The 25933-nt window shown below is 44.2% G+C and carries 38 protein-coding genes; 10 read left to right on the top strand and 28 right to left on the bottom strand.

Annotation, left to right across the window (positions count from 1 at the left end; genetic code table 11):
• Nucleotides 1-205: 205 nt before the first annotated feature.
• Nucleotides 206-1582 (bottom strand): sensor histidine kinase, encoded by a 1377-nt coding sequence (locus B0X71_RS09400; RefSeq protein WP_077589167.1) that lies wholly within the window; start codon nt 1580-1582, stop codon nt 206-208.
• 26 nt (nt 1583-1608) lie between these two features.
• The gene (locus B0X71_RS09395) at nt 1609-2304 is read right to left on the bottom strand and encodes a response regulator transcription factor (protein WP_077589166.1); all 696 of its coding nucleotides are present in this window, start codon (nt 2302-2304) and stop codon (nt 1609-1611) included.
• A 182-nt stretch (nt 2305-2486) separates the two neighbouring features.
• Here B0X71_RS09395 and B0X71_RS09390 point away from each other — a divergent pair, with 182 nt between their 5' ends.
• From B0X71_RS09390 to B0X71_RS09380, 3 genes are all read left to right on the top strand, one after another.
• Nucleotides 2487-2846: a PepSY domain-containing protein gene (locus B0X71_RS09390; protein WP_077589165.1), complete on the top strand. Its 360-nt coding sequence runs from the start codon at nt 2487-2489 to the stop codon at nt 2844-2846.
• Nucleotides 2847-3080, top strand: a complete 234-nt coding sequence (locus tag B0X71_RS09385; RefSeq protein WP_332309476.1) for a PepSY domain-containing protein — start codon at nt 2847-2849, stop codon at nt 3078-3080.
• Nucleotides 3081-3317: 237 nt separating this feature from the next.
• Nucleotides 3318-3551 (top strand): hypothetical protein, encoded by a 234-nt coding sequence (locus tag B0X71_RS09380; RefSeq protein WP_077589163.1) that lies wholly within the window; start codon nt 3318-3320, stop codon nt 3549-3551.
• Between the two features lie 59 nt (nt 3552-3610).
• On the opposite strand, the gene B0X71_RS09375 is transcribed toward B0X71_RS09380, so the two are convergent.
• A complete protein-coding gene (locus tag B0X71_RS09375; RefSeq protein WP_077589162.1) occupies nt 3611-4135 on the bottom strand; it encodes a hypothetical protein in 525 nt (174 codons plus the stop codon).
• Between the two features lie 282 nt (nt 4136-4417).
• On the opposite strand from B0X71_RS09375, the gene B0X71_RS09370 reads away from it, so the two are divergent.
• A complete protein-coding gene (locus B0X71_RS09370; protein ID WP_077589161.1) occupies nt 4418-4846 on the top strand; it encodes a DUF4181 domain-containing protein in 429 nt (142 codons plus the stop codon).
• 448 nt (nt 4847-5294) lie between these two features.
• Nucleotides 5295-5432: a hypothetical protein gene (locus B0X71_RS20910; protein WP_156889839.1), complete on the top strand. Its 138-nt coding sequence runs from the start codon at nt 5295-5297 to the stop codon at nt 5430-5432.
• Between the two features lie 93 nt (nt 5433-5525).
• Here B0X71_RS20910 and B0X71_RS20905 read toward each other — a convergent pair whose 3' ends face one another.
• The 3 genes from B0X71_RS20905 to B0X71_RS09360 form a co-directional block, all read right to left on the bottom strand.
• Nucleotides 5526-5753: a hypothetical protein gene (locus B0X71_RS20905; RefSeq protein ID WP_156889838.1), complete on the bottom strand. Its 228-nt coding sequence runs from the start codon at nt 5751-5753 to the stop codon at nt 5526-5528.
• 172 nt (nt 5754-5925) lie between these two features.
• Nucleotides 5926-6330: a hypothetical protein gene (locus tag B0X71_RS09365; protein ID WP_077589160.1), complete on the bottom strand. Its 405-nt coding sequence runs from the start codon at nt 6328-6330 to the stop codon at nt 5926-5928.
• A gap of 163 nt (nt 6331-6493) precedes the next feature.
• Entirely contained in the window at nt 6494-6931 is a 438-nt protein-coding gene (locus B0X71_RS09360) for a hypothetical protein (RefSeq protein WP_198038720.1), read from the bottom strand.
• Nucleotides 6932-7164: 233 nt separating this feature from the next.
• Between B0X71_RS09360 and B0X71_RS21560 the strand changes: the two genes are divergently transcribed.
• On the top strand, nt 7165-7296 hold the full coding sequence (locus B0X71_RS21560) for a hypothetical protein (protein ID WP_269750107.1): 132 nt from the start codon (nt 7165-7167) through the stop codon (nt 7294-7296).
• Between the two features lie 260 nt (nt 7297-7556).
• On the opposite strand, the gene B0X71_RS09355 is transcribed toward B0X71_RS21560, so the two are convergent.
• The 5 genes from B0X71_RS09355 to B0X71_RS20900 all read right to left on the bottom strand — a co-directional run bounded on the left by B0X71_RS09355 (nt 7557) and on the right by B0X71_RS20900 (nt 10937).
• Nucleotides 7557-8234 carry a membrane lipoprotein lipid attachment site-containing protein gene (locus B0X71_RS09355; protein WP_077589158.1) on the bottom strand — a complete coding sequence of 226 codons (678 nt, stop codon included), beginning with the start codon at nt 8232-8234 and terminating at the stop codon, nt 7557-7559.
• A 400-nt stretch (nt 8235-8634) separates the two neighbouring features.
• A complete protein-coding gene (locus B0X71_RS09350) occupies nt 8635-9504 on the bottom strand; it encodes a hypothetical protein (protein WP_077589157.1) in 870 nt (289 codons plus the stop codon).
• On the bottom strand, nt 9488-10009 hold the full coding sequence (locus B0X71_RS09345) for an RNA polymerase sigma factor (RefSeq protein ID WP_077589156.1): 522 nt from the start codon (nt 10007-10009) through the stop codon (nt 9488-9490). Before B0X71_RS09345 ends, B0X71_RS09350 begins: the two co-directional genes overlap by 17 nt.
• Nucleotides 10010-10135: 126 nt before the next feature.
• Nucleotides 10136-10699: a signal peptidase I gene (gene lepB, locus B0X71_RS09340; RefSeq protein WP_077589155.1), complete on the bottom strand. Its 564-nt coding sequence runs from the start codon at nt 10697-10699 to the stop codon at nt 10136-10138.
• A gap of 88 nt (nt 10700-10787) precedes the next feature.
• Nucleotides 10788-10937: a hypothetical protein gene (locus B0X71_RS20900; protein WP_156889837.1), complete on the bottom strand. Its 150-nt coding sequence runs from the start codon at nt 10935-10937 to the stop codon at nt 10788-10790.
• Nucleotides 10938-11309: 372 nt separating this feature from the next.
• On the opposite strand from B0X71_RS20900, the gene B0X71_RS09335 reads away from it, so the two are divergent.
• Together B0X71_RS09335 and B0X71_RS09330 are read left to right on the top strand one after the other, a co-directional pair.
• Entirely contained in the window at nt 11310-11891 is a 582-nt protein-coding gene (locus B0X71_RS09335; RefSeq protein ID WP_077589154.1) for an LPXTG cell wall anchor domain-containing protein, read from the top strand.
• Nucleotides 11892-11910: 19 nt separating this feature from the next.
• Nucleotides 11911-12531: a class D sortase gene (locus tag B0X71_RS09330; RefSeq protein ID WP_077589153.1), complete on the top strand. Its 621-nt coding sequence runs from the start codon at nt 11911-11913 to the stop codon at nt 12529-12531.
• Nucleotides 12532-12690: 159 nt separating this feature from the next.
• On the opposite strand, the gene B0X71_RS09325 is transcribed toward B0X71_RS09330, so the two are convergent.
• Together B0X71_RS09325 and B0X71_RS09320 are read right to left on the bottom strand one after the other, a co-directional pair.
• On the bottom strand, nt 12691-13131 hold the full coding sequence (locus B0X71_RS09325) for a hypothetical protein (RefSeq protein WP_232336849.1): 441 nt from the start codon (nt 13129-13131) through the stop codon (nt 12691-12693).
• A gap of 5 nt (nt 13132-13136) precedes the next feature.
• Nucleotides 13137-13613, bottom strand: coding sequence for an NUDIX hydrolase (locus B0X71_RS09320; RefSeq protein WP_408634128.1), 477 nt, complete (start codon nt 13611-13613; stop codon nt 13137-13139).
• Between the two features lie 471 nt (nt 13614-14084).
• Here B0X71_RS09320 and B0X71_RS09315 point away from each other — a divergent pair, with 471 nt between their 5' ends.
• Nucleotides 14085-15128, top strand: coding sequence for an ArsR/SmtB family transcription factor (locus B0X71_RS09315; protein ID WP_077589150.1), 1044 nt, complete (start codon nt 14085-14087; stop codon nt 15126-15128).
• Nucleotides 15125-16342, top strand: a complete 1218-nt coding sequence (locus B0X71_RS09310; RefSeq protein WP_077589149.1) for an MFS transporter — start codon at nt 15125-15127, stop codon at nt 16340-16342. The genes B0X71_RS09315 and B0X71_RS09310 overlap by 4 nt, the downstream gene beginning before the upstream one ends.
• Nucleotides 16343-16450: 108 nt before the next feature.
• Here B0X71_RS09310 and B0X71_RS09305 read toward each other — a convergent pair whose 3' ends face one another.
• The 15 genes from B0X71_RS09305 to B0X71_RS09240 all read right to left on the bottom strand — a co-directional run bounded on the left by B0X71_RS09305 (nt 16451) and on the right by B0X71_RS09240 (nt 25933).
• Entirely contained in the window at nt 16451-16828 is a 378-nt protein-coding gene (locus tag B0X71_RS09305; protein WP_077589148.1) for a GNAT family N-acetyltransferase, read from the bottom strand.
• Between the two features lie 175 nt (nt 16829-17003).
• Nucleotides 17004-17132: a DUF1572 family protein gene (locus B0X71_RS09300; RefSeq protein WP_077589147.1), complete on the bottom strand. Its 129-nt coding sequence runs from the start codon at nt 17130-17132 to the stop codon at nt 17004-17006.
• A 411-nt stretch (nt 17133-17543) separates the two neighbouring features.
• On the bottom strand, nt 17544-18002 hold the full coding sequence (locus B0X71_RS09295; protein ID WP_077589146.1) for a hypothetical protein: 459 nt from the start codon (nt 18000-18002) through the stop codon (nt 17544-17546).
• Nucleotides 18003-18276: 274 nt separating this feature from the next.
• Entirely contained in the window at nt 18277-19107 is an 831-nt protein-coding gene (gene lgt / locus B0X71_RS09290; RefSeq protein ID WP_077589145.1) for a prolipoprotein diacylglyceryl transferase, read from the bottom strand.
• A 290-nt stretch (nt 19108-19397) separates the two neighbouring features.
• Complete coding sequence (locus B0X71_RS09285; RefSeq protein WP_156889836.1) at nt 19398-20108, bottom strand: cytochrome c biogenesis CcdA family protein; 711 nt, start codon at nt 20106-20108, stop codon at nt 19398-19400.
• 300 nt (nt 20109-20408) lie between these two features.
• The gene (locus B0X71_RS09280) at nt 20409-20903 is read right to left on the bottom strand and encodes a QcrA and Rieske domain-containing protein (RefSeq protein ID WP_077589143.1); all 495 of its coding nucleotides are present in this window, start codon (nt 20901-20903) and stop codon (nt 20409-20411) included.
• 142 nt (nt 20904-21045) lie between these two features.
• Nucleotides 21046-21315 carry a DUF2933 domain-containing protein gene (locus B0X71_RS09275; protein WP_156889835.1) on the bottom strand — a complete coding sequence of 90 codons (270 nt, stop codon included), beginning with the start codon at nt 21313-21315 and terminating at the stop codon, nt 21046-21048.
• A gap of 261 nt (nt 21316-21576) precedes the next feature.
• The gene (locus B0X71_RS09270) at nt 21577-21774 is read right to left on the bottom strand and encodes an SHOCT domain-containing protein (protein ID WP_232336816.1); all 198 of its coding nucleotides are present in this window, start codon (nt 21772-21774) and stop codon (nt 21577-21579) included.
• A 74-nt stretch (nt 21775-21848) separates the two neighbouring features.
• Nucleotides 21849-22367, bottom strand: coding sequence for a TlpA family protein disulfide reductase (locus tag B0X71_RS09265; RefSeq protein WP_077589140.1), 519 nt, complete (start codon nt 22365-22367; stop codon nt 21849-21851).
• Between the two features lie 39 nt (nt 22368-22406).
• Nucleotides 22407-22532 (bottom strand): hypothetical protein, encoded by a 126-nt coding sequence (locus B0X71_RS21555; protein ID WP_269750106.1) that lies wholly within the window; start codon nt 22530-22532, stop codon nt 22407-22409.
• 16 nt (nt 22533-22548) lie between these two features.
• Entirely contained in the window at nt 22549-23241 is a 693-nt protein-coding gene (locus B0X71_RS09260) for a cytochrome c biogenesis protein (RefSeq protein ID WP_077589139.1), read from the bottom strand.
• Between the two features lies 1 nt (nt 23242).
• Entirely contained in the window at nt 23243-23920 is a 678-nt protein-coding gene (locus B0X71_RS09255) for a heme exporter protein CcmB (RefSeq protein ID WP_077589138.1), read from the bottom strand.
• Nucleotides 23917-24606, bottom strand: coding sequence for an ABC transporter ATP-binding protein (locus B0X71_RS09250; protein WP_077589137.1), 690 nt, complete (start codon nt 24604-24606; stop codon nt 23917-23919). Before B0X71_RS09250 ends, B0X71_RS09255 begins: the two co-directional genes overlap by 4 nt.
• Nucleotides 24606-25577: a hypothetical protein gene (locus tag B0X71_RS09245; RefSeq protein ID WP_077589136.1), complete on the bottom strand. Its 972-nt coding sequence runs from the start codon at nt 25575-25577 to the stop codon at nt 24606-24608. Before B0X71_RS09245 ends, B0X71_RS09250 begins: the two co-directional genes overlap by 1 nt.
• Nucleotides 25574-25933 (bottom strand): hypothetical protein, encoded by a 360-nt coding sequence (locus B0X71_RS09240; RefSeq protein ID WP_077589135.1) that lies wholly within the window; start codon nt 25931-25933, stop codon nt 25574-25576. Before B0X71_RS09240 ends, B0X71_RS09245 begins: the two co-directional genes overlap by 4 nt.

The following is a 25933-nucleotide window of genomic DNA, read 5'->3' as shown; positions in this document are numbered from 1 at the left end:
ATCACTTTTTGCAAAATTTATTTCTAAATAGTACAGACGACTTAATTTGCGGTCATGCGCAAAGCCCTATAGTAGAGTCTCTATCTACTTCCCTCAGCAGCTATCCGGTTAAACGTATTCGGCTAACTATTCTTCTGGACCCCATTAATGAAAAAATGACGGCTGCAATATGCAGAGCCGTCAGTAAATTTCTTCTATAGATAAGTCATTTCGGCAGCACGACCGTGAAGGTGCTGCCTTTGCCAAGCTCGCTTTCGAGCCGGATGTCCCCCTGGTGGTGATCGACTAATTCGCTCGCGATCGACAACCCGAGTCCTGTACCGCCGGATACGCGGGAGCGGGCTTTGTCGACCCGGTAGAAGCGGTCGAATACTTTCTCTTGATCGGCCGGTGCGATGCCGATGCCGGTGTCTTTCACTTCAAGCCGGACACTTGTCCCGTCTTCTATCAACCGGACGGTTATGCTGCCTGCTTCCGTATAGCGCTGGGCGTTTTCCAGCAAAATCACGGCAACCTGCCGGAGCTGCTCCGCATCCCCCGTTACCGTAATGCCTTCCCCAACCTCCGCTGCCACGCTGACATCTTCTGAAGCCGGCCATTGTGCGATGACCGTTTTCACAAGTGCACTCAAATTCAACGGCTCTTTTTTTGTTTCTGTATGGCCGGTGCGGGCGAGCGTCAGCAATTGCACGACCATCCGCTCCATCCGGGTGCTTTCCTGGTCCATCGCTTCAAGGCCTTGAACTAATATCTCCGGGTCATCTTTGCCCCAGCGTTTCAAAAGCTTCAAATGGCCGCGGAACGCGGTCAGCGGTGTCCGGAGTTCATGGGACGCATCGGATACGAAGCGCTGCTCCCGCTCGAATTGCTGCTGCAATTGATGCAGCAGCCGATTGAAGACCGTTGCGAGTTCCGTCAGTTCGCCCGGTTTTGCCGGAACCGGAATCCGCTTTTCCAAATCGTCCGTCCCTCCCAGTGCAGCAACAGCAGCTGTGATTGTCGATAACGGCTTCAGGCTTCTTGCTGTCAGCCGGTAAATCACGAACGAGCCGATAAGCAGACTGATGATTCCTGTATAAAGCAAGATCTGAAACAATAACACGAAAAATTCCATTTCGTCATCCGCTTCACTGCCCGTTTCCACAAGTGCAAGCGCCCCGTTCACTTCCAGCTGAAACGTGTCGGTATAAAACAGGTCGTCTCTTTCCTGCAGCACGAATTGATTCAGTCCGAAAAAATTCAGCCGTTCCCCGTCCTCTTCGATATCTTCCCAGCCCCGGGACCGGGCCAGCACTTCATCGTCCAGCCGGATCTCCACGGCATATTCCGCATATTCCGGGTACAATACGGCATCGAGCCGTTCCTGTAAGTTCACCGTTTCTTCAGTTGCAGTCAGCTCAGTAAGCCGGGCCTCCAGCAATTCCTGTTCCTGCTGGATCCGCTCGTACAAGAAAAAACCGACTGAGCCAAGCACAATCAGGCCGATCATGAACAAGACGATCACAAAGTACCAGATATACCACGACGTCACTTGATAGACGAGTGTTCCTCTTTTCTGTTTTCGGTTTTGCTTCCGGGGCATGCAGCGTTCCTCCGTTTCTATCGTGGTTAAGAGGTGCGGAGAATATAGCCGATTCCTCTTACAGTATGGATCAATTTCGGTTCGTAATCCCGGTCAAGTTTATTGCGCAAGTACCGGATATAGACATCGACAACGTTCGTTTCCCCGGCAAAATCATAGCCCCAGACAGCTGACAATAGCCAGTCCCGGCTGAGTGCTTCCCCTTGATGGCGCATCAGGAACACGAGTAGATCAAATTCCCGTTGCGTCAATTCAATGGAATCTCCCCCCCGGACGACTTGCCGGCTGCGCAAATCGGCTTCCAGGTCTGCGATTTTCAGTTTTTCTTCCCGGTTCTTTTCTATTGCGGCGCGGTGGCGGCGGCTCACTGCGCGCATCCGGGCGAATAATTCTTCGATTTCGAATGGCTTTGTGATGTAATCATCCGCTCCGCGGTCAAGCCCCGCAATCTTATCGCCGATATAATCCCGGGCCGTCAGCAAGATCACAGGTACGTCACTCGTCTTGCGGATCCGTCGGCATACTTCCAGTCCATCCAGTTTGGGTAGCATCCAATCCAATAAAATAACGTCCCAGTCCTGTTCATTGAATCGTTCCAACGCTTCCTCCCCGTCTGCCGCGAGCGTAACTGCGTATCCTTCGTGCTCCAATTCCAGGCGCACGAAACGCGCGATATTCGCTTCGTCTTCCACAAGCAATACCTTTTCCGGATTCACTTTCATCAGCTCCAATCTCTTCTTTCTTTATTCTATCGTTTTCCGGTGTTCCCTGACACGAAATGAACATGAGAGTTTCATGAGAAATCCACATCAAGTTCTCATGGGGTTATCCTTTTTCTTTCATTTTTAAAACGTATCATAGGAAATGTACAAATGCTCAATCTAAATCAGGAGGTAATTTCATTATGAAAATCACAAAAAAACCATTGATGGCCGGTGGCGTCGCAGCAGTAGTAGCAGGAGGGGCCTTTTTCTACCTAGGGACCGAATTGCCGGGCAGCGCCCAGGCCGCATCGCAGTCCCAATTGATCGAACAGGCCCAATTGACTGAAGCCGAGGCACAGGAAATCGCACTTGGTGAAGCTGCTGGCGATGTAACGGAAGTGGAAGTCGAAGAAGAAGGCGGCGCCGTCATATTCGAATTTGAAATCAAGACGGACACAGGCGTCACAGAAGTGGAAGTCAACGGCGATACCGGTGAAATCGTCGGGACAGAAAACGAAGACGGCGAAGACGATGAGGAATCCGAAGCGACAAAAGAATAGCTGATTGAACAGGCTCTACTGACTGAAGCTGACGCTCAGGAAATCGCACTCGAAGAAGTTGCCGGTGATGTAACAGCAGTGGATGTCGATGAAGAAAACGGCGTTGTCGTGTTCACATTTGACATCACGACCGACACAGGCGTCACAGAAGTGGAAGTCGACGGCGATACCGGCGAAGTGCTCGGGACGGAAGACGAAGAGAACGACGATGACGAAGACACAGGTACCGAATAAACTCCATCAATGCTGAAATAACAGCCGCCAATCCAACTACGGATGGGCGGCTGTTTTTGTGTTACCTTCTGCAGCGGGCCGGAAACATACCCCTTTATCTTCCGGGAGTATATTTACAAAAAATTCAAATAAACGTGTATACTAAAATTAAAGAAAAACCCGAACAGGATGACAATCAAAAAATATAGAAACTGCATAGTACCGTACCCATTCTTTTCTGAAAAGGAGGAACCCGAGATGTTAAATGCATTAAAGAAATTTTCACTGTTCCGCTGGGAGTTATTCCACACAACCCCCAGCGTCGATGAACATTTTGCCATGCTGGAAAAACTGAGAAACGATGGCGTCGAATTCAAAACGAAGGGATTGAACTTTGGCGGCGGGTACGGCGGTGCAGGCGGATTTGATACTGTTTATCATATTTACACCCGCAAAGGAGATGAACCGAATGCGGATGACTTCCATGATTAATAGTCAAGGAATGAAACAGCAAAAAGGAGCTTGGTTTCCCGAGCTCCTTTTTGTTATGGTCAGCTTTCAGTATCAATGATTTCCCCGTCTGCGATCGCTGTGAATTCATAGGGCACCGGTTTTTCGGTCTCTCTCAAAAAGAAAAAACGGTCTTTTTCACCTTCGATGAACTGAACGGCTTCAGCCTTGCGTCCGCCGACAGAAAGAAGCACTTCATCCACTTCCGGATTCGAAATGGAGCCGTAGTAAAAACTGTATAACCGTTCATCTCCCTTGGATAATCCGGAGACCCCCCATGAAATGCCGTTTGCCTGATTATCTTTTTTCAGCAGCACTTCACCAATCGGCCCTTCATTTCCGAGTCCGTCTGCCAATCGCCATTGACCGATCAGATTTCGTTTCAGCAAACCGACATACATCCGCTTATCATCCTTGAAGAAAGCTACCCAATCCTCTTCCACTTCTTCAATTGCCATGATTTCCATCGGTTCAGTCGAAAAACTCTGGATGGTTGCAGATACATCACTCGTTTCAGGAACGCTGGTATGGTTCCAAAACAAGAAATAAGAACCTGCAACCAGCAACAGAATAACTGCTAGTACAGTGATACTCCGGATAATACATCTCCTCCCTGCTATGCTCGTTTCATTGCATGGTTTTGTTCTTCGAAAGTCACATTTTCTGTCTATGGTGTCCCGTATCGCTTGATAGTTGGTATTTTGTTTCCATTCACTGTAGCATAATAGCTATAGCCAGACAATTGGTCTTTTACATGTTTTTCGAATCAGCAAGAAATTATTAGATATATACAAAAAGCAGAAAGATCAGGGTTCCAACTTAACGACCACGTAAATGGAGGAGATTATATGTATGGAGCTGACTCCGCGTTCCTAGGGGAGTTATTCCTCTTGCTGGCTGTTGTTGTATTGCTCATGCTCATATTCAATGCAGTCATGAGAAAGTGGTTAGGTGTGGAAAAAGCAAAAGTCTTTTCTTATAATCACGCGAATGATACACACGCAAAAATCGATTGGACCATTAGATGGATTGGTATTGTTATGCTTATAGTCGGATATATCATTACTATCATTAGGCTGCCCCAAGAGCCCATCTTATTTTTACAGCCATTTGTTTTGATTGTCATTTTCGGTTTTGCTTCCGGTGTTGTACAAGCTGTCATGGAATGGAAATATGCAAAAAATCCGAGAGCCTACATTCTCACAGCCAGCCAATTGGTCTTCTTTACTTTCCTGCTTGTTTCTCTATATGCGACTGACTTTTGGGGAATCGCTTAACCCAAGGAATGAATGTTGTATTTTAAAATTTAAGCCGGGCAAAGCCTTCCAAGACAGAAGGCTTTATAACGGGGATTGTTCTTCCAAGGCACCCTGCGTTTTTATAGTAAATATTGCAGTCAATTAACCGGTTGTTACCTTCAGAAGCCATAGCCCTTCTACTTAACCACCATGCATATAAGGCATTTATATCAAACCTAAACGACATCCACTAAGTAATAAGGAGGAAAATAATGAAAAAATTTTTGTTTCTGTTTCTCTTCATCTCACTTCTTCTAGTACTGGTGATTTTCAGCAGAGAATCATATATATATCCCATAGTTCCATGCTTTTCATAACGGAAAAAGGACATTCTCCAGATTATGAAAAGTACTGGATTAAAGCTTACAATCCGCACTCGCGAGTTGGAACCGAAGCTGATCGCTATAAAATAGTAGTAGGAGACGTTATGGTCTGGAACTTGATCGAAGAGGACAAAGAATATTTTGCCTCCTATGGAGAAAGGGGCGATGAACCAATAATCCTTACAGCCATTGAACATGCAGGCGGGGAAAATGAAACAGGGAAATTCGATTGGACGCGCTAGCAACTGGGGGACGTTAGCTGAACCAGAAAACAGTTGCTCCCCTTTCCCCTCTCCGAGATGAGGCGTATAGACTATCAATCTTTATAAAGCACTTCAAGCCCATGTTTCACCTGGTTCAACAAATCCATAGCTGAAAAAAGGCTTCTGATGGTTACCGGAATCTGTATCTGGCAAAACCGATTTACAGATATAACGTTGATCCCTTTTCATATATCGCAGACATAAGATGACTAAAAAGCGCACAGCACGTTGGTTCTGCATTCTCTTTGGAATGTATGGATCACACTCATCTTCTGCAAAGGTGTTCTTGCGTTCTTCCAAATCCAATTCTCTCTGATGGTATGGGGATTTTTGTTTTTAGGAGCAGAAGGGAACTACCTTTCTTTGCGTTCTTTCTTCTGGGACATTGTTTGGTAAAATGTCTTGAACTATTGTCAGTAAACTCGAAAGAATCTTGTCATATCATGCAAAAAAGATAGCATCAAAGGCGATATCATTGAATATTTATTAATGCCATTTCCTCACTTTTCCCGCTCCACCCTATTTCCGCCAGAATCTCTTCATCCTTCTGAATGATTGCGCAGTTCCCGCACGTTGTACCTTCAAATTTCAAAACTCCTCCTTTTAAAGGAGACGTCTCGCCACGGTCACCTGCTGTATATGATTGATAGTCGCTTTGTTCAATTTTATATTCAATCTTGTAATCAATCGTTTCTGGAGCTTTACCTTCCCCTATATATTCAATGACACCTGAAGTTTGTTGCTCAACTCCGTCTGATACTTCTACTGTATAAACGACACTCCAATTCTCATCACTCCCTGAAAAACTATATTTTTCACCATTCGCACATCCACTCACCAACAGAACCGAAGCAATCACCAGGAAAATCGATCTCAACTCATTTCCCCCCTTGTTATTTGACAAGCACTATTCTTCGTTTTCCTCTTACTAACTGCTCCACTTTATTATGCCGAAGATATTAACTATTCGCTTGGATTTTCGTAAAGGGTTTGTGACTCTCCTTATTAAGCACTACGAGTCAGCTTTGGCAAAAACTTGTTCAAGATTCTTTTTCTGCCTCCGATTCAAGACCCTGTACAATTGCATTTAATCTCTCCATAAGTTCTGAGTCCGTGAAGTGAGGTAGGATAAATACAATCGTCATTGGAAGCTCCGCATCTTTTGGCGAAGCGGGCACGTCAACCGTCAATAATTCTTCTCTCAATTGTTCCATTCCCGCATCTTTTTGGTGAGTGGATGGAAAGCTGTATATATTTACATGTCCTCCTTCAAATTCAAATACTTTTTTATTGCTGTTTTTAAGTTTTATTCCCTCCATTGTTTCGATTTCAGACAAGTGAAGACCTTGTACTTCAAATTCACTGAAAATCATTTCAAGGTTTTCGTCTTCAAGTTCCTCAAGTGTCGAACGGATATCTGATGTTTCTGAACAAGCGGTCAATAGCAAAACGAAAATTAGGGGAATGATTTTTTTCAATAAATTCATCCTTTCTTTTCCTAAGAATCGACACAGGACTCTCAGTTCATTCTGTATGCACCAGTTGTTTACATCAGACGAAAGATGAGTGAATATGTTTCTATTAAATTACTTCATGTGTATGGTAAGCTCAGATTGTAAAAAATAACTAAATCAGGAGATACCTGAGTCTTCCAAAGAAGTGACTCATCGTTTCACAATGAACGGAAATGCTAAATAAAGGAGGGTGAACAATGGATTCTTTAGCCATTATTATGATGATTGCTGGTTCTATTTTCGCTTGGATTCTACCGATTGGAATAACCATTGCATTGGTAATCTTATTCAAAAAGGTAAATCAATTGGAAAAAAGACTAGACAAGTAAGTGTTGAGCTTGAGATAGGAGTTTCAGTGGAAAACAAGGAGCAATTTTCATCAAGAGGAGGTTGCTCTTTATTCCACAAAAGTTCATCCTACGATTGTACCGTCCCCAATCTTAAATTCCATTTGGTCTTTTGACAGCATCACAGGTACTTGGAAAAGTAAAAACCTTTCCAATAAACAAAGACCGTTAACTCGAATTTGAATTAACGGTCTGTTCAAGAATTTGTCCAGTGCTTAGATAACTCGGCGACAAATCAGAAGTTATTCTATTTCCAATAGATCTGTGACGTGGTTTAAGCGCTGTTCAAAATCCTGGCGAAGGGTTTCGTTCAGTTTCTCCTGATGAGATCCATAGAAATTCCGGTGGAGAGTAAACGCCGCTTCTTTCAATGCGTCGATTTCGTTTTTGATGCCTAAATTTGCGGCTTCCTCCGCAAAATGATTTAAATACACATTCGCCGATAAGGCAAGATTGGAATCTTCCTCAAACTGGCTGTTCGGCAATTCCTGCCGGAAATCCGATTCCGGCTGCCACGATTTTCTCAATGATGCCAAATAGTCCTCCAATGAAGCAAATACTTGCGCATCTTCCACTTTTTCCGGCATTAGGTAAGCCACACTATTCAAATCTTGCCATTGTTCCGGTGTAATGCTGTTATCCGGAATGGCCGGCCGATAATAAGTGGTCTCATGGGAAAACAGTTCTTTCTCTGACTCTGCTTCTTCTAAGGGTTCTTCGTCTCCAGATTGCTCATCGGTTACTTCCTCATCTTCTGTCTCTATTTCGTCATTACCAGTGCCTGCCACCTCCGCAGAGGCCGTTTCCTGGGTTACATCAACAGTATCATTCTCTTCATTTGTGGCTGTCTCATCGGCTCCAGCTGAACATCCAGCGAGCACACCAGCAGTCAATGTAAGGGCAAATATTATTTTCCTCAAATTTTTCTCCCCCTCAGGCTTATGGTAATTTCATCCTAACATATGGAAACTTCCTTTTTAAGGGAAAACCCAAAAAAATATTAGAATATTCCCTAAAAACCCTCCTGTCCTATAGTAGGATAAGATAAAGGAGGTAATTATATGGAAACAGTTCTTATTATTGCGATTGCTTTTGCTGTTATACCGGTAGTAGTTGTGGCAGGTGTCGTGTATTTCTTGGCAAAATTGAAAGCCAAACGATAAACAAAGGTTTTCTCAACGTGAAGCAAAATAATTACACTGCGAGATCTATTGTTTTAGCAGTGTAAAAAAAGCACCGCCGAACGCGGTGCTGAATGGGTACACGAATCGACTGATATTCCAGGTTTGATAAGTGGTCGCTCTTTTGGCTGCCCCTCTCTCATTGTTGTGTTAAGGCTCTGAACGACTCGGTTTTCCCGTTCCAATCGACCTTAATTTCCACTTCGTTGGACTGGTTATAGACTTCGCATGCTCCGCAACCGCCTCCGCTGCTGTACTGACCATCCGTCAGCCAAATGCCATTCCCGGAAGTTCCACCTTCTCCTATTTGATAATTAAACTCTTCAGGCGGTTCTCCTTCGCCGATATACGTAAATACCATACGGTCTTCTTCCCCGAAATCATCCGGCGTATATTCGAATGACCAATTCTCTCCGTTACCTGCAAGGGGCAGCGGGTCGACATAATGCGGCGTCAGATCAAAGTCTGCCGTCTGATCATTCCATGAAATGGTAATCTCAAGAGGATCTTCTTCAGAGGTCAGATCGCATACACAACTCCCTGATCTGGTGACAGTTCCATCCAATCCGACTTCCACGCCTTCACCATTGCTTGTCCTGTTCTGTGGCAGCCGGATCTCATAATCGATCTCTACAGGTCTGTCAAAACCTTGGTACGTGAGGATGTATCGCCATGATTCCCGCACACGTCCGTCATCGTCTTCGGTATGCGTTACTTCATACTCAACTGTCCATCCGTCACCGCTTCCGATAAAGTCGAAATGGACATCTTCCCCGTCTTCCCCCATTGTTCCTGTTCCTGGGTAACCGTTATCTGTAAGCGTCAGTGTCAGGAACAGAATCCCGGCCAGCACGAGAATTCCTGTCATGAATACCGGCACAAAATGGCGCCGGTTCCGGTGGGCGATTCGGCGCTGGAGCCGCGCAAGTGTATCCGCCCGTGCCTGTGGCGACCGTTCCACATTCTTCAGTTCCTTGAATAACTCATCGGGTTTATTTGACCGGCTCATTCAGAAATTCCCCCTTCCTCCCGTACGCTCTCTTCAAAGCGTCGAGTGCGCGCGTCTGCTTCGTTTTCACTTTCGCTTCCGTCCAGCCCAGAATAAACGCGGTATCTTTAATGGAATATTCCTGAACCTTACGCAAGATGATTACATCTTTATAATCCTGTTTCAGTGTGCTGATTGCAGCGTATAATTCTTCCGCCTCTTCCTTCCGGAGTGCTGAGAATTCAGGCGTCTCGAGATCTTCCGTATCATGCCGGTCTTCTTCAAAGCTGAAAAACCGGATAATCCGCTTTCTTCTGAAATGGTCATACGTTACATTGCGGGCGATCCGCATCAGCCATGTCGCTTCCGACGCCTCTCCCCGGTAGCTGCTGAGGCGTTTGAATGCTTTGAAGAACGCGTCCTGCGTCAGATCCTCAGCCGTTTCCTTATTCCGGACAAGCAGGAACAAATAACGATAAACTGCATCACTGTGTTCCCTGTACAGTTGTTCGATCTCCTCTTCCATCACGCCGCCCCCTCTCACTTCAACAGACGAACAAATTAAACTGATGTATCGGTTTTTCCAAAAATAATTAAAAAAACAAACAAAAACGCTTGTAAAATACCCAAGCGCAATTCGTCCATTCTGATTTTAGCGGTTTATAAAGCCTGCTTCCGGAAACGGAAAAAATGTCAGCTTGGCTTCTCCAACAACGGATTGTTCCGGTATAAATCCGATTATCCGGCTGTCTGTGCTGTCGAATCGGTTATCTCCCAACACAAAGAAATGATCCGCAGGCACTTCCATTTTTCCTGTCAGCTGCTCCAGTGAGAAATCGCCTGTCGCTTTGCCTGCAATCACGTTTTCATTAGCCAAATTTACAAAAGGTTCTTCCTGCAGCTTCCCGTTAACGAATAAACTGCCGTCTTTCACTGCTATATGATCGCCGGGAATGCCAATTATGCGCTTTATATAAAGTTCTTCTGATCCCGTCGGGTGAAACACGATGACATCAAACCGGTCGATTGTCGTGGTCTTTGCGATGATCAGCCGGTTGTCATCCTGGAATGTCGGCAGCATCGAACTGCCTTCCACTATAACCGGCGTAAAGAAAAATTCCTGACAAATCAGCACAACCAGCAGAGCGAACAGGATCGATTTCATCCATGCAATAAGTTCATCGATTTTACTTTCTTCCACTCGGGCTCTCTCCATTCCTTAGTTTCCCGTCTTAATGAGTAGTGTGATTGCACTCAGTCCTGATTGCTGCCTTTACACGAAAAACCGCGCTTCTTCCCGTCATTTAAACGTAATTCAGTCTATTGAACGGTTTCACCGCTTTTTTGATACCTCTCAGGCCGCCATTAACTCTCGTTTTTCCAGCTGCAACATTCTCAGCGACGGTTAAGCACGCAATCCCTTTGTACCGGACAATCCCCGGTACTTTTTTCATCTCCACATCCCCGTCTATGTATTCCGTACGACTCTTAACGGAGCAAATCTACCCACCTGGCTTTAGCGGTTTCCTGAACGGCAAGTTAATCTCTTTGAAAGCATAAGCTGTTTGTCTATGAAAGTTGGATTCCATCAGGGTCTCTTGTCTTAAACTCCCGTTCCGAAACTTTTATACAACCTGTATTTCTCTCTACTATATCCAAAATTTTCTTAATGCGCCAGTTCACTTTCATATGCGGTAAATTAAAAAGTGGTATTTAATTAAGGTCCCTCCTCTCTTTCTATAAAAAAACAAGTTTTATTATAATTTATGTTTAACGTATGGCTACAGTGGTAGAGGTAAAGTATTACACAAAAGGAGGTTTTATATTTGAAAGCGCTTTCTTCAATGCTCGTTGCCTTGCTGCTGTTCACGGTGTTCCAAATCCCGGCCTTTGCCGAATCACATGGTGAACCCCCGGTAATTGAACTCGAGCAGCAATTTGAAGAGCTTTTGTATCAGGAGACAACTGACGATTGGGAAGTGGTTAACTATGATTCAAAAAGTGCATTGAACTTTGAGCTCCGCTCCATCATGACCTGGCCGCTCGCTGATTATTATGTGGACACATGGTATTTCGAGGAAAACGGCCAATTATACTTAGAACCAAAGGATGGCCCGCCCGGACTTGATACGGACCGGGACTATACTTTGACGAAAATCACTGATGATCATTACAAACTGACACAAGATATTGAAAGCGAACTTTACGGAGATGAAACGCTCACCATCCATTATAAGTACGAAGCAGACAAATGGGTATTTGCCGACAGAATGAACGTAATTGAAGACGTCGGTGGTGAATTGCCAGAGACATCTACATCGCTTCCACTTTTCATACTTATTGGCGGAGCTTTAATGCTGATTGGCGGATTACTGGTATTTGGCAGAAAAGAACAATCGGCTCTGTAATTAAGAAAGGACAGAAAATATGAGAAAGACTGGTTATCTTCTTATTGTGTGCGGCCTATTCATCCTTCTGTTCAGCAGTCTTGCCTGGAGTAAGCAAAGCGAAGCGGTCTCCTACCAGCCGGAAGTGCTTAAACAGGACCATCCTGGATGGGATAGCACCGCTGCCAAAAAGACAATCAGCTTTTCTGCTGCAGAAGAAAAACCCGTACAGCCAGCGGTACAGCCTAATCACACAACGGGTGAAACTGTCGGGCAACTTGAAATCCCGAAAATCGGCAGTCAATACGAGGTATTCTGGGGTACAGATGAAGACACTTTAACAAAAGGTGTCGGAATGTATGACAGTACCTGGACGGTAACACCTCCTGAAAATGGACATGTCGTTCTGGCTGGTCACCGGGATACGGTCTTTAAAAACTTGGATGAAATTGAAACCGGAGACCATTTATATGTTGAATACGAAGGTATCACTTATGACTACCAGGTCCGAAAGACGTGGATCACTCATAAAGAAGACCGCACGGTAATCGTCGAAAAAGAACAAGCTACTCTTACTTTATCGACTTGTTACCCCTTTGACTATATTGGTCCTGCACCGGATCGCTACATCATCCAAGCTGAACTCGTTGCCAAGAAGTAAATACCAAAGAAGAAAGAAGAAGCCAGCTGCAACATAGCTGGCTTCTTCTTTTGGGTGGAAACAGTCATCCAAATTCATGCCCGCGAACACACACCTCTTTCCGTATGAAGAATACATAAATCTGTACAGAGCATAACCTTCCCTTCACTTTCCGGTTTTTCACCCGGTGTTTTTCAGTAAATGAAATTCAAATAAGAAGCCGTGAAGTATACCAGCAGAATCAGAACTGCCGGAAGTGCATACTTCCAAGCAGAAAATGTCTTTTTTCTGCGCAACGTTTACAATGCGAGTAAGGACATGACAATTACACCAATCGCAATGGTAAGATGCGTTTCTGATGCAGCTGCAAGAACAGGGCTTACAGGTAAACAGATTGGCAACCGTGAGAATGACCATGTTGAAGATATCGCTTCCTAAAATAGAACTAAGGGCAACATTAGCGTTGTTGAGCCTGAGTGCCACCAATACCGAAATCGCTTCCGGAAGCGAAGTGGTGACAGCGATCAGGAAATAAGAACTACACACATCCTCTTTATTCTTCCTTGCCTTGTGTGTAACTTTCTGGAACCAAACCGCTGAAATTCTAGTGCAGTCTTTCATCATTTTCACTTTACGATCGGAAACCCGGGTTTCGAGAGGAAATCTTCAAGGAAAATCTTATGATCGGAAAAAATGTTTTCAGGAAGCTCATTTAATCCGAAGAACCGGTTATTCAATGACTCTTCATTTTCTCTGATTAAGTCTCCGGAGTATGCTGTGCAAGTAAATAATACTTGAACCAATGAAACTTCATCTCCATTAGCAAACGTTTTGTCATATGCCGGGCCGGAATAGATACCGAATAACTCGAGCTGTTCCAGACGCAAACCTGTTTCTTCAGTGACTTCTCTTCTGGCCGTGTTTTGGATACTCTCATCCAATTCCATGAAGCCGCCTGGGATTCCCCATGTTCCCGTATCAGTGCGCTGCTGCAAGAGGAGCCGATTTTCGTGTTCCACAACGAACACACCAGCCACTACCATGATGACTCTTTCTTTTCCAACCATTGACCTTAATTTATTGATGTAATCCAAGGGTTTCATCTTCCTTCCTGTTCCTCTTATTCTGTTTCTCTTTTTCTTTATCCGTTAATTTCGTCTTGAATTCGTTACATCGTTGATCGCGGTTTCATCTTTCATATGGACCTTCTCAGTTTCCTTGGTTTGTATCTGTCACTTCAATAACTAATGTCCTCTACTCTTTTTATGGCATTACTATTAAGTCGGCCTTGATTAACAAAGTGATCAATCCGTTGTTTTTCGGATTACCCCTTTATCTTTCTTCTTATTTAATCATTCCTGCCATGAAAATATCCACACTTACTACCATACCTTACTAATTTTAACCTCCGACTTATTACCACGTGTTGGATTCAAAACTCTTTCCTGATGTTTTTGCTATTTTTTAAAAGCCTTTCTGGTATTTCGTTTTATTTGGCATTAAAAATTCTATTTTTATTGAATATACAATTCTAATGATATAGAATTAAAACACCTAGAAAAGGGGGAAACGCAATGAAAGTAATGAATTCCACAATACCTGAAGAGACCATTTCCATAGAAGTGGAACAGTCACCGGTTTGGGAACTGATCATGGGGATTGCCGGATATACCTACAAACAGCTGAGGCATACATTTGAAATGGATGAAGAATGGGCAGCCGACAAAGAAACTATGCCTGCTTCATTGGTCAAAATGCTTGAAAGAATTGAAGAAACGAATCTTTGGTATGGGATGCTCCTGTTGCAAAATCAATTCAGCGCTGCTTCCGTTCAAGAATTTTCGAATTTCCTTGTCGCTCCCGAACAAGAAACTTTTTATGATTGGCTGCTTCCCTATCATGACCGGCAATCTGAATCGCTGCGGAAAGAGGCAGCGCAAAGTCCGGGCTATACAGAAGTGTGGGAGGAATATGCCAGCCTGTTTGACGGCCATAATTATTTAGCGGGTTATATTCGTCATTTGTATCAGCTGGACCAGTCAGAAATCTGTGATTTGATCATTCAGGTAATTAAAGAATGGGAAGATTGGATGTCGGCTAAAGAGGACTGGGGAAAATGGCTGCAGGCACTCGCGTTCGAACAGAATCAGCACAAGCATTTGGACGATAAAAAGCCATCAACGGAGATCGACCGGGTGACAGGGGGCGTTGATTATTTGCCGGAGCCCTCCATTTGGTCGGTCAAACTCATTCCGCAGGTCTCTTACCGTCCTTGGGTACTGACCATTCGCACTTCCGATACCAGACTGTTCTTTTACCCAGTAAGGGAAGATTATTTATTGGAACCCGGAAAACCATCAAGTGATCTGATCCGGGGCCATAAGGCGTTAGGAGATGAGCTGCGTCTGAAACTACTTTTCCAGCTTCAGAAAGGCCCTCTGTCGCTGCAGGAATTGAGTGCCCAATTCAATATCTCGAAAACGACTCTCCACCACCAGCTAGCGTTATTAAAAGCCGCAAAGTTCATAAGGGTTGAGAAAGGCGTCTATTCCATTAACCCCGGCAAAATTGAAAATTTTTCAGGCCAGCTGTCACAATATTTGGGAACCAATCTGTGAAGAAGTACTCGGATTCTTTCAAATCACTATGGACCGGCGAAATCGTTTCCGAATTTGGCGGCGCAGCAGGTGCCATCATCAACGGGTTGCTGTTATATGAATTGACAGGTTCTCGGGAGTGGATGGGAATTCTTTGGCTCGTCTATTTCCTGCCTTCGATCGTGCTGCAAGGCATCAGCTCTCCTTTTCTTAATTATGTTGTGAAAGAGAAGATGCTTAGGAATATCCAATTGATCCGTGCCGGTGCTTACCTGCTGCCTTTAATCGGTGTTTGGATTGGAACGGATACCGTGATCATTAGCGGTTTAGTGATCCTGCAATGTATCTTAGGATTGCTCCAGCCGATTTTCGCCAGTCTCTCGTTTTCACTGCTGCCGGAAATCTGCACAGAAGACGAATTGGCGGATGCAAATGGCTTACTGGACGGGACGCTCCGGCTGATGAGTTTTCTTGCTCCAGGTATCACCTCGCTTTTGCTGCTGCTCCTACCTATGCACTGGATTTACGGTTTTTCGGCATTTCTGTTCTTTATCAGCTTCCTGGCACTGTCCCGGATTCCGGCGACCAGCAGAGAAAAGATATCGGCTTGGTCCAGGAAATTCTGGTGGTCTGAAATGAAAGAGGGATACCGGAGTTTTTTCAGTCACCCGCAACTTCTTCAGTTAACTCTCTTGTCTTCCACTGTTCAATTTGCAGTAGGGGCGACACTCGTCTTGAGCGTTCCATTCATCCGGGGAGAACTCGGAGCCGAAGCATGGGAATACGGTCTTTTTAAAGGAGCTTTCCCCATCGGGTATGTGTTGGGCATGCTTCTTTTGACCAAGCTGCCGAAAAACCCTAAAACGATGTACATCGGTTTAATGGGCGGCGGACTTTCTTTCATGCTGTTATTTTTCGTTTACTCCGTCCCGACAGCATGGATGTGTGAATTGATGGGTGGCATCTTATTTCCTCTTTTCAATGCCCAAAGCGCAGCCATTTTCCAGCGCGAAGCGCCGAGAGACCGACTTGCACAGCTGAGCGCTGTCCGCTTGCTGTTCTTCCGGGTCACCATGCCGATCGGAATCCTGTTTGCCTCTTTGCCTTTCTTAACATTACCGATTCGGCATGTCTATGCTGGAATTGGCTTTATCATTGTCCTGCCAGGGCTATATTATCTCATCGCTTCCTTTCAACTCAAGGAACCGTTAATGCCGAATAAAAAAAGGATATGAAATTACATAGTAATCCGTGTTCGTATGTAAGTACTTCTTTTCGGGCGTTGCACCCAATGTAGAAAGAAGCAGTTAGCACTTAATCGCTTCTGCTTCTTTACCTCTTCATTAAAAATTCTTTTTGAAGTATGTGGCAGATTCACTGTAGCCAAGTGCCTTATAAAACTCAGCGGCTCTTCTTGTAGCTAAAGCCACTAATTTCGCCCCTCGTTCTTTTGACAAGTTCTCCGCTTCTTCCATTAATCGTTTTCCTATGTGCCGGCCTCTATATTCCTCTAACACAAACAATTCTTCAACCCAGCCAATCACACCATTCGCATAAAAAGCGGAGTGATGGAGAATAAAAACATATCCGATAAGCTGTTGATTCAATTCAGCAACGAGCAAATCTGTATTGTTATCTTCTAATAGAGCATTGAACACAGATGAAAAGTCTACCTCATTCACTTCAAAACTTGTCGCCAAACTTTTTGCTAACGGATACAATTCTTTTTTGTCTCTTCAACTGCTTTTCTATAAATCACATGATTGGTCATTTTGAATCCCCTTTTTTCGGTTTACGGCATTGTTATTTCTCTTTTATTACAAACAAAATATTGGAGAGCTTTAACTAGCTCCTTAAGAAAACTCGGTGGAATTAACACGTATTCCCGCTTAGTTGCTAGATCAGTATGGTGATACTGTCGGACTCTTGGCCCGGTCTCCAATGCAATTCCTCTTCTGATAGCTGGGTGATTCCCTTTTCTGCTCGTTCTTTGAAATGCTTGAATTGCTGACTTATAACGGCCAAGTACTTTTCTTTAAGATTTCTCTCTACCTCCTCTTAATTGAAATAGGTTAATTGAATTTCGATACCAGTGAGTTTGATTTCCCTTTATTCTCTTCCCAGATTCCCTGATGTCCGTATACAAATCTTACCATAGAGAGCTCATATCCAGATTAGTCTATGAAAACTCTACTATGAAGATTTTGAAAAACCCCTTATCAAAAATAAAAGAGAGACAGCATACTCTATGACAAGCTTCTCCACTTTTTAATAAAGGGTGATTTTCATTGCCGTATAACTTCCTATAAGCAATCATATGTTTACTAAAAGGGTATCAAGAATTATGCACAAATAGCTGATTTCCAATTCTATAGTTCTCCATTCAAGCCATTAAAAGCGGGATTTATTCTAGTTTTCATACGGAAAAACTTTTAGTCATCGCTTTCGATGTCTATCTGCAAACTCTTTCAGTGGTCCTAATACTTCTTGGACTTCCAATTCGGTTAAGTATGCTAAAAATCCATCATCATAGCGTTTTCGTCCTTTATACATTCTATATGAATTTAGCGTAAAAATGCCATTGGGATCGCTATAGACTTCAAAAATTTCTCTGCTATCGATACCGACCCTATCCGTAATCAGTCGATAATCTTGGATACCTCTTCTTTTACGAGCCAGTTCGTCCAGTGGTTCTGTTCTGGGTCTGCCGTACTTACTTGTGTTTTGGTCATAAATTTCATTTTGCAACTCATCCAAGAGGAAAGTCATTGTTTTTAAATCCATTTCTTCGCCTTGTTCGTTTATTAATTTTATTGTCTCGCTGTTTCCGTCATAGCGAATGACCCATTGATGTTCTTGCAAGTCTCTTACTTGTTTTTCAGAAGAACTCTTCATTTGATACTATTCCTTTCTGACATTCCGAGATCGTGACAATGAGTGTTTTCAAATTCGATCAGTAGTGTTTCCGATTGTTCAATATTAAGTGCATCTAAGAAAAATCCGCTCTTCTATTGTTCAATACATTCTTCCTATAATTAGTGTTGCACTATCCCTTCCAAGCTATAGATAATGGCTAAGACCAGTAACATAGTGCTCTGTTACTGGCCTCTTGGTTAACTGGTTCCTGATACTTTGTTTGTCTTCCTTCTAATACTGAATTCAGATAACATTACAAGGCACGTACGCCAAAATAAATGGATAACGCAGCAATTATCAGCATAGCTACCGAACCAACTGTTATCATCCAATCCTTCGGTTGAATCTTTTGCTGTTCATTGATTTTCCCGCGCGCTTTGCGGTATCTGATCAGAAGGAGACCAATCACGACACCTATCAGGCTCATGACATGACTGACACTGAAGGGCCCAATAACCATTGGGTTAATTCGTGAAAATTCCACCACTGCCCGAATAATCATATAGCCGATGAGGTAATGAAGGAAAATCTGCCCAGTATAGTCCCGTTTTTTCAATTTCAGCCATAAATAGCCGAATAAAAGAAAGTCCAGCAAGAACTCATAGGCTTGGGCAGGATGTAGAATCTCTCCTGCTCGATCAATCCCCCAAGGAAGAGATGTTGAAATCGGTCCGCCGAAAACATCACAGCCGATCCGGCTGATACCTTGAGCCAGTATAAGCGCTGGAGCGGCTAAATCCAGCGTATGCAATACTGGAAAATTGTGCTTTTTCAAAAATAAGTAACCTACCAGCAGGCCGCCTAGAATACCGCCATGAATGGACAGTCCTCCATTATGAATAAAAAAGACGTCCATAGGATTCGCTAAGTAATACGCAGGATTATAGACGACAACGTAAAAAATCCGTGCACCGACGATGCCGCCAATCAAGGAGTAAAAAATTCCATTCGACAGCGTATCATGGTCCATGTTTCGGCGCTTTGCCTCTTGTATCAATAAGAGATAGCCAGCTAAGGCTCCAATCGCTATCATTAATCCAAAAAAGTATACAGTGAAGGGTCCAACACTAAATAACGGTAACATGTTCTGTTCCTCATTTCTCTATAAAATAACAGCGGGAGTATCCCGGCAATGAAATCTGCAATAATGATTAAACTTACTTGGAACGGATTAAGGAATCCCCTTTAAAAGCAAAGACTCGCACGCATCTTCATTATAGACGGTAAATGTAGGGTTTTTATGAAGAAGTATTCTTTTCGTTATTATTATATAAGACTAATTTTTATTATGGAGAGCCATAGGAAATCTTATCCTCTAGTTATCTTCTAAAGAAGAACGGATTAAGGTGCCCCCAGCATTCGGCAACTTCAAGATTAGAATCCAGTGAACCCGTTAAAAAATCTTTCGGTAAGAAACGCAATGATTTTTGTCATCCAATCCATGTAGAGAAAGACACCCATAACGATCATTCCGTATCCCCCCACCTTCATCATCACCCGATTATACTTTTTCACGAACTGAACTTTTCCGATAAAAAAAGCCATCAGGAAGAATGGGACGGAGAAACCGAGAACGTAAGCGAGCATATAACCCATGCCTGCATTTGGATTTGATATACTTAATGCAATGACCCCTGCGAGAATGGGACCTGTACAAGGTGTCCAGCCGGCAGCAAATCCCATTCCAATAACTATTGAACCAATATAGCCCGAGGGTCGGCTACGAAGTTCAACGGTGTGGTTTCGCATTAGAAATTTCGGCTTGAAAACACCTAGTAAAATCAATCCCAGTATAAATACAGTAATAGCACCTATCTGCCGAATTACATCACTGTGGCTCAAAAATAAATGACCAATGGCTGTAGCTGAAAAACCTAACGCTAGGAAGATGATCGAAAATCCTAGTAAGAAAAAGGCTGTATGTAGAATTGCCCGTTTTTGCATCATCCCGTTTTTCACTTTCAATTCTTCAACTGATACACCTGTTATGTAGGATAGAAAAGCAGGATAGAGTGGAAGACAGCATGGGGAAACAAATGACAAAAAACCGGCTGCAAAGGACAGAAGCAGATTGATACTCATGATAGCGTACCTCTTTCTTGTGGATAGTCTCTCTAGTTCCTTTTCTTTTCACTCCTTTCCTAACTTCTTCTGAAAAATATTTAATTCATATCTTGTCCTAATAAAAAATCGAGAATAAACAAAACCCATAATAAAACCCAGCTTTTTAAGAAGCCGGGTGAACGGGACTATGATGAGACAAATAGCTTTTTGAACAACAAAAACTTGCAAAGCCGGTTCAGGGCGTTAACGGGACTGGACCAAACAGCTCTGATTTTTAGAGAGAGTCCCAGCGTGGTCTCTTCCGCGGGTTGTCCCCTTTATTTATGCCTCTCTTATGGTTGGATCTAGGATTGGGATGAGCACATTCCCATCAACCAAGTAAGGTTTAAATATATCCAATGGACGCGGAGGCGGACCTGATATGTTAACACCGTACTCATCATATATTCCGAGATGGCAAGGGCAACGGAAAGTACCAACCTCCAAATTCTCATTAGGACTGACCGTACAGCCCAAATGAGTACAAATCGGAGACAGGATCAGCAGTTCACCTTCTACTAAATTTACATAAACAGAACCTATAAGTTCCTGTTCCACCCAAGCATCTTGTACCGTGACCTCATAGTTAACGGGTTTCGGAAACGGGCCTTCTTTAAGTTTGTCCAAGGGGCCTAAATTTGCCATGGCACTCGTATCAACCGACTCTTCACCACACGCAGTTAGCAAATTCAAAGGGACAATGGCAACGGTGACAAGACCAAGCGCTCCTTTTACGGTTGTACCGAGAAAAGACCTTCTGCTTATCTTTTTTCCCATGTTACCCCGCCTTCTTTCATCTACCATTTAAAATATTAGAAAGAAATGCCGCCGTCCATACTTATAATCTATACTGTGGAATTAATGGATTAGGTGTACCGCTTTTTATTATCCGAGCTTTATCAGCTCATGCTAGGAAATTTTAGGCGTTGACTCTCTCTCGCTCTTTTTCAAGCTGGATGACCTTCTGTCCAGAAGAATTCGATCCCTTCAACGCATTCACTTCTTCTGTCAGCTTACGGTTTTGCTCTAGCAGCTCTGCCATTTGTAACTGAATTGACTGAAGACCTTCTTTCTCAGGAAGTTGGACTTCTTTTTTGTTTTCCTTGTCCTTATTCCCGGTGAACATTCCTTTCATACAGAAAAGCATCATCAACGGACACGCAAGTAATAATAGAAATTCCCAGTTCACACACTCCACCTCCATTCGATTTACCTGTAGTATACGAAATAAGTTTGTAGAAAGTTTGAAGATTTTAACTTTATTCTTGCATTAGCGGGTTATTCCATAAAAAAAGACCGGCTCTGAAAAGTTTTTATTCGCTTCAGAGGCGGCTAACTATTCCGAACTGTTTCAACTTAGATACTTAAATTTCCTATGGCTCAACTGATATAAAACCAAGATTAGGAAAAGGCGGATTAGTTACAGATCAGTTTTATTTTGCTTTATGACTTAGCCTTTCAGCAATACTCTTTTTTTCTCTTCATACTCTGTTTCATCAATTTCCCCTCTGGCGAACCGTTCCCGTAATACATCTAGCGCTCTGTCTTCTTGTTCATTTTTGTTCCCTTTCCGCTCAAAGGGTTTCATGATCAACAGCACAATTCCATATATAACGATCCCGACAATCACAATCCACAACAGCATCATTAAAAGACCTCCTCCGCCCATCATCATCTGACATCCCTCCTTCCCTTCTCCATTATTCACTGTTCAACTTCCCTCTATTTTAGTGGCGTGTCAATGAATTGATTGACAGTTTCCACCATGAATTCAGTTGTCATCGGCCCGGAGTGCTTTAGCCGGATGATTCCTTCTTCGTCAATAAAAAACGTCTCCGGCTGGCCGATGACGCCATACGGTTTTGCCATCGAATCATTGTAATCCAACAAGTATGTCGACGTGGAATTGAACTCGTCGATAAATTCCTGTACCTTAATCTTCGGTTCCGCCCGGTCCAGGATGAGGAGTTTTACTTGATCTCCGTACTGCTCTTCGAATTTCTGCAGTTCAGGTGCTTCTTCCCGGCAAGGTGGGCACCAAGAGGCGAAAAAGTTCAGAACGACGAATTGGCCTTTATAATCGGAGAGGCTCACCATGTTCCCGTCCATGTCTTCCAATGTGAAATCCGGTGCCGGGTCTCCCGCCACTGCAGCGGTTGAGTTCTCGGCAGAGCTGACGGCCATATAGAAAAAGCCGCCGGCGATTACGAGCAGGAGAAAAATTCGCAATAATTTCTTCATAGCGTTGCTGACCTCCTTTCAGGCTCCTGCCTGTTCCATTCAGTCGCTGTGTTTTTGGATGTTCGCTAACTGCTTATTGACCTTGCGCTGTTCTTTGGTCATTTGGGCGATATAGAGGAGAATGATCAGCCACATCACAATTAAACCGGTTATTAAAAAAGTCATCTCTATTCTCCTTTTCTCAGTACTGTCCGGCTTTCAGTTCCCGGACACGATTTTTCTGCACTTCAAGCAAGAAGCGGTAGATCAGCAGCGCCACAAAGAAAAGCTGAAAAGCGAATATACTGTAGAACAAGGTCTGCGCCATTTCAGCCGGCATGTGGACGCCCTGTTCATCGATCACTTTCGGATGAATGGTCCGCCACCATTTCACCGAGAAATAGACGAGCGGGACATCCAAAAAGCCGATGATGCCGAAAATCGCGGCGAACCGCCGAATCCGTTCGTCTCCTTTGACGGATGCCCGGATTAGCAGATAGGCGATATAGATGAACCAAAGGATGAGCGATGTGACGAGTCGCGGGTCTTCCCACACCCACCAGGCATTCCAGACAGGCCGTGCCCATAAGGATCCGGTGATGAGTACGATGGTCGTAAAGATGACGCCGATTTCAGCTGCCGACACAGCAAGGTAATCCCATTTTTTATTTTTCGTGTACAGATATAGCACCCCGCCGATGAATACAAGAAAGAAAGCGGCAAACGCCACAAAGGCACTTGGCACGTGAAAATACATGATCCGTTGAATATGGCCCATGAACCTTTCGGTCGGTGCGTAGAAGAACGAAAGATAGAACTGAATCAGGAGTGCTGCCGTTGCAAGCAATGCGACTGGCAGTTTGATAACATGCAGAAATTTCATGAACTTACTCATTTCACACCTCCAGTAATAAATCGAATAATAGCAGCGGAATGACGGTAAAGAGAATATTATATCCGACCAGCATCAGCAGCCAGAGACCGATTCCCTGCTCTGTCACCGGGTAAAGGGCCGGTCCTGTCAGCTGGATGACAGAAAGCAGAAGAGGGACAGTGAGCGGGAAAATCATAATGGGCAGAAGCAAATCGGAAATCCGGCTTGCTTGAGCCAAGACAGACAAAAAAACGCCAACCGCTGTGAATCCCCAACTGCCAAGCAGAACCGTGACCACCAACAAGCCCAGTGATTCCGGATAAGGTTGTTTCAAAAACAAAAAGAATGAAGGGACAGAAACTGCAGTAACAAGGGTCACGAGCAAGAGATTCCCGGCAAGTTTTCCAAGAAAAAGCGATCCGCGGTCAACAGGGGATGCAAGCAGCCCTATATCCGTCCCGTTCTCCTTTTCATGGATTCCATATTTGGAAAACCCCAGCATGGCGGCCAGCAGGATCGGCAGCCATAAGATTCCGGGTGCCACCAGTTCCATCGCTTCGGTATTGGCATTGAAAGCAATTTGCAGTACCACATTGAATAGGATGGCGAAGATGACCATAGATAAGAGAAGAGATTTGCGCCGAAATTCTATCCGCATGTCCCGCTGGAATATCAGGAATGCATCACTGAGGAACTTCATGCAGATTCCCCATTCAACAGAAAGCTGTACCGCGCCATTAAATCGATATACCCTTCACTTGTACACGGCGCTTCATGAACAATTCGACCGCTGTTCAGAAGCACAGCTTTCTCGCACAGCTCAAATGCATGGCGGACATCATGACTGACGAGCAGATAACCGACCCCATGGTTCCGCCGTTTTTCCAGAAGATATTCAAGCGTTTTTTTGGATTGCAAATCCAATCCATCGAACGGTTCATCCAATATCAAGTAATCCGGTCCATGGACAAGCGCCCGGGCAATGGACAGCCGCTGTTTCATCCCTTTTGAAAAAGTATGGACCGGTTCATCTTTAACTGGCAGTAAATTCACTTCTTCTAACAAGCCCAGAAGAGGCCCTTCATTCTTTTGGCCATATAGTTTTTGATAAAAGACCAAGTTTTCCAAGGCGGTCAAATCTTCGTATAGGAACGAAGCGGGAAATACGAGTCCGAGCCGCCGTTTCCATTCCTTCTCGTTAAGTCCGGCTATCTGGATTTCCCCCGAAGCCGGCTTAATGAGCTGGCTTATTACTTTAAGAAGCGTCGTCTTCCCGGCTCCATTGGCTCCAATGATGGCGATGCACTTACCCTTAGCCCATGAGAAGTTGATGGAACGCAGAACGGGCTGGTCATTCAGCAGGACATGGACGTCTTTCAATTCCATTAGCCAGCCGCCCGTTTCTGAAATTCAGTTGTCAGTTGAATCAACCGGTTCCGCAGTTGCTCTTTCGTCGTATCATACGTTTGCCGGCCGACCAGATTGCCCTGATAATCTTTCTCTAATTGAAACAGTTCCGAGAGCAACTGTTCTTTTTCCGCTAACAGCCACTGCGTATTTTTCGATTTCTTTTTGCTGATAGTGCTTGCCATGTCCCGTTTTAATCCAATTAGTGCAGCAGAAAAGGCAGTAATAATGAGGAGAATGGTTATGGCAGCTTTTCCATATCCGATTCCTGCCCGACCAATGATCGGATAACCATCTGAAGTAACTTTTTGTTCACCGGCACTCACCGCTTCTGAGGGGCTGGTACCTTCTCCAGCACCTGCCGGAGCGGAAAGATCAGCTATCAGCTGAAATGATAACCGCCAAGGCTCCCCCGGATGCAGATTCAGTCGGGTAAACCTTCTGTACTCCTGCCCGTTCATTTCGAATAAATCAGACTGCGTCATGAGATCACTGGCCGTAAAAGACAAGACACCCGGCTGAATAATCACTTGAAGATTTTCGGTGATTAATGCTTGTTCAATTGTAAACTGAGCGGCCAAGTCCTCCATCGGCATCTGATAGGATAGCATCACCTGCCGCTCGGATTCGGCTGCAAGTCCGCTTTCAATAATGACACCTCTTTCAGTTTCCGTTACTTCAGCTGCTTTCAAGTCGCCCAAAAGGGAGAGTTCTGAATGATTATCCGGCAAATAAACCGGCAGTTGGGATACAGTTTCTTTGCCGTCATTCACAATGGTCATGACTTGAACGATGGTCAGCGTGTTGGCGTCCTGCGGGATCACCATCAGATTTTCTTCTGTAATGCGAACAGGTTCTGTTACTGCAGCCTCTGTTGGATGTGCATGGAGAACAAATGAAGTGGTGATCAGCACAATCAAACCGAGTATCTTACTGATTCCACTATTCAAGATCCTGTTTCACTCCTTTGCACCGGAGGAACAGTGTCAAGTACTTGGGCGATTTCCCGGTCGACTGTTTGTTCCACACTGTCTGTATTTTGGTTTTCCTGTTCCAGTCCAACAAACTGGGCAGCCACCACTGTCAGCTGGATTTTTGCTTTTCGGTAGTCCGTATCGGACATCTTCTCCATGTGGTAGTCAAACTCGAGCTCTTTCAACTGCAAAAACACCTGTTCCTTCTTTTGAAGGATGTCACTCGTTTCGATTTCTATATCTTGCTGGCCGCTTTTTGAAAAAAGCGGGGATAGGATAAACAGCAGACTCCCTACTCCGATAGCGGCGATCCATACATAAATTGCTTCCAC

Origin of the sequence: Planococcus lenghuensis, assembly GCF_001999905.1 — a bacterium.
Classification (GTDB): Bacteria; Bacillota; Bacilli; order Bacillales_A; family Planococcaceae; genus Indiicoccus; species Indiicoccus lenghuensis.
This window is presented reverse-complemented; position numbering and strand designations above follow the sequence as displayed.

Coding starts and splice junctions, on each gene's coding strand:
- B0X71_RS09370 (WP_077589161.1), top strand. CDS start 4,418: ATGTATGGAGCTGACTCCGCGTTCCTAGGGGAGTTATTCCTCTTGCTG.
- B0X71_RS09315 (WP_077589150.1), top strand. CDS start 14,085: ATGAAAGTAATGAATTCCACAATACCTGAAGAGACCATTTCCATAGAA.
- B0X71_RS09380 (WP_077589163.1), top strand. CDS start 3,318: ATGTTAAATGCATTAAAGAAATTTTCACTGTTCCGCTGGGAGTTATTC.
- B0X71_RS09345 (WP_077589156.1), bottom strand. CDS start 10,009: ATGGAAGAGGAGATCGAACAACTGTACAGGGAACACAGTGATGCAGTT.
- B0X71_RS09270 (WP_232336816.1), bottom strand. CDS start 21,774: ATGATGCTGTTGTGGATTGTGATTGTCGGGATCGTTATATATGGAATT.
- B0X71_RS09255 (WP_077589138.1), bottom strand. CDS start 23,920: ATGAAGTTCCTCAGTGATGCATTCCTGATATTCCAGCGGGACATGCGG.
- B0X71_RS20910 (WP_156889839.1), top strand. CDS start 5,295: ATGGTCTGGAACTTGATCGAAGAGGACAAAGAATATTTTGCCTCCTAT.
- B0X71_RS20900 (WP_156889837.1), bottom strand. CDS start 10,937: ATGAAAAAAGTACCGGGGATTGTCCGGTACAAAGGGATTGCGTGCTTA.
- B0X71_RS09295 (WP_077589146.1), bottom strand. CDS start 18,002: ATGAAGAGTTCTTCTGAAAAACAAGTAAGAGACTTGCAAGAACATCAA.
- lgt (WP_077589145.1), bottom strand. CDS start 19,107: ATGTTACCGTTATTTAGTGTTGGACCCTTCACTGTATACTTTTTTGGA.
- B0X71_RS09395 (WP_077589166.1), bottom strand. CDS start 2,304: ATGAAAGTGAATCCGGAAAAGGTATTGCTTGTGGAAGACGAAGCGAAT.
- B0X71_RS09265 (WP_077589140.1), bottom strand. CDS start 22,367: ATGAAGAAATTATTGCGAATTTTTCTCCTGCTCGTAATCGCCGGCGGC.
- B0X71_RS09320 (WP_408634128.1), bottom strand. CDS start 13,613: ATGAAACCCTTGGATTACATCAATAAATTAAGGTCAATGGTTGGAAAA.
- lepB (WP_077589155.1), bottom strand. CDS start 10,699: ATGGAGAGAGCCCGAGTGGAAGAAAGTAAAATCGATGAACTTATTGCA.
- B0X71_RS21560 (WP_269750107.1), top strand. CDS start 7,165: ATGGATTCTTTAGCCATTATTATGATGATTGCTGGTTCTATTTTCGCT.
- B0X71_RS09325 (WP_232336849.1), bottom strand. CDS start 13,131: ATGAAAGACTGCACTAGAATTTCAGCGGTTTGGTTCCAGAAAGTTACA.
- B0X71_RS09400 (WP_077589167.1), bottom strand. CDS start 1,582: ATGCCCCGGAAGCAAAACCGAAAACAGAAAAGAGGAACACTCGTCTAT.
- B0X71_RS09280 (WP_077589143.1), bottom strand. CDS start 20,903: ATGGGAAAAAAGATAAGCAGAAGGTCTTTTCTCGGTACAACCGTAAAA.
- B0X71_RS09250 (WP_077589137.1), bottom strand. CDS start 24,606: ATGGAATTGAAAGACGTCCATGTCCTGCTGAATGACCAGCCCGTTCTG.
- B0X71_RS09350 (WP_077589157.1), bottom strand. CDS start 9,504: ATGAGCCGGTCAAATAAACCCGATGAGTTATTCAAGGAACTGAAGAAT.
- B0X71_RS21555 (WP_269750106.1), bottom strand. CDS start 22,532: ATGACTTTTTTAATAACCGGTTTAATTGTGATGTGGCTGATCATTCTC.
- B0X71_RS09330 (WP_077589153.1), top strand. CDS start 11,911: ATGAGAAAGACTGGTTATCTTCTTATTGTGTGCGGCCTATTCATCCTT.
- B0X71_RS09390 (WP_077589165.1), top strand. CDS start 2,487: ATGAAAATCACAAAAAAACCATTGATGGCCGGTGGCGTCGCAGCAGTA.
- B0X71_RS09260 (WP_077589139.1), bottom strand. CDS start 23,241: ATGAGTAAGTTCATGAAATTTCTGCATGTTATCAAACTGCCAGTCGCA.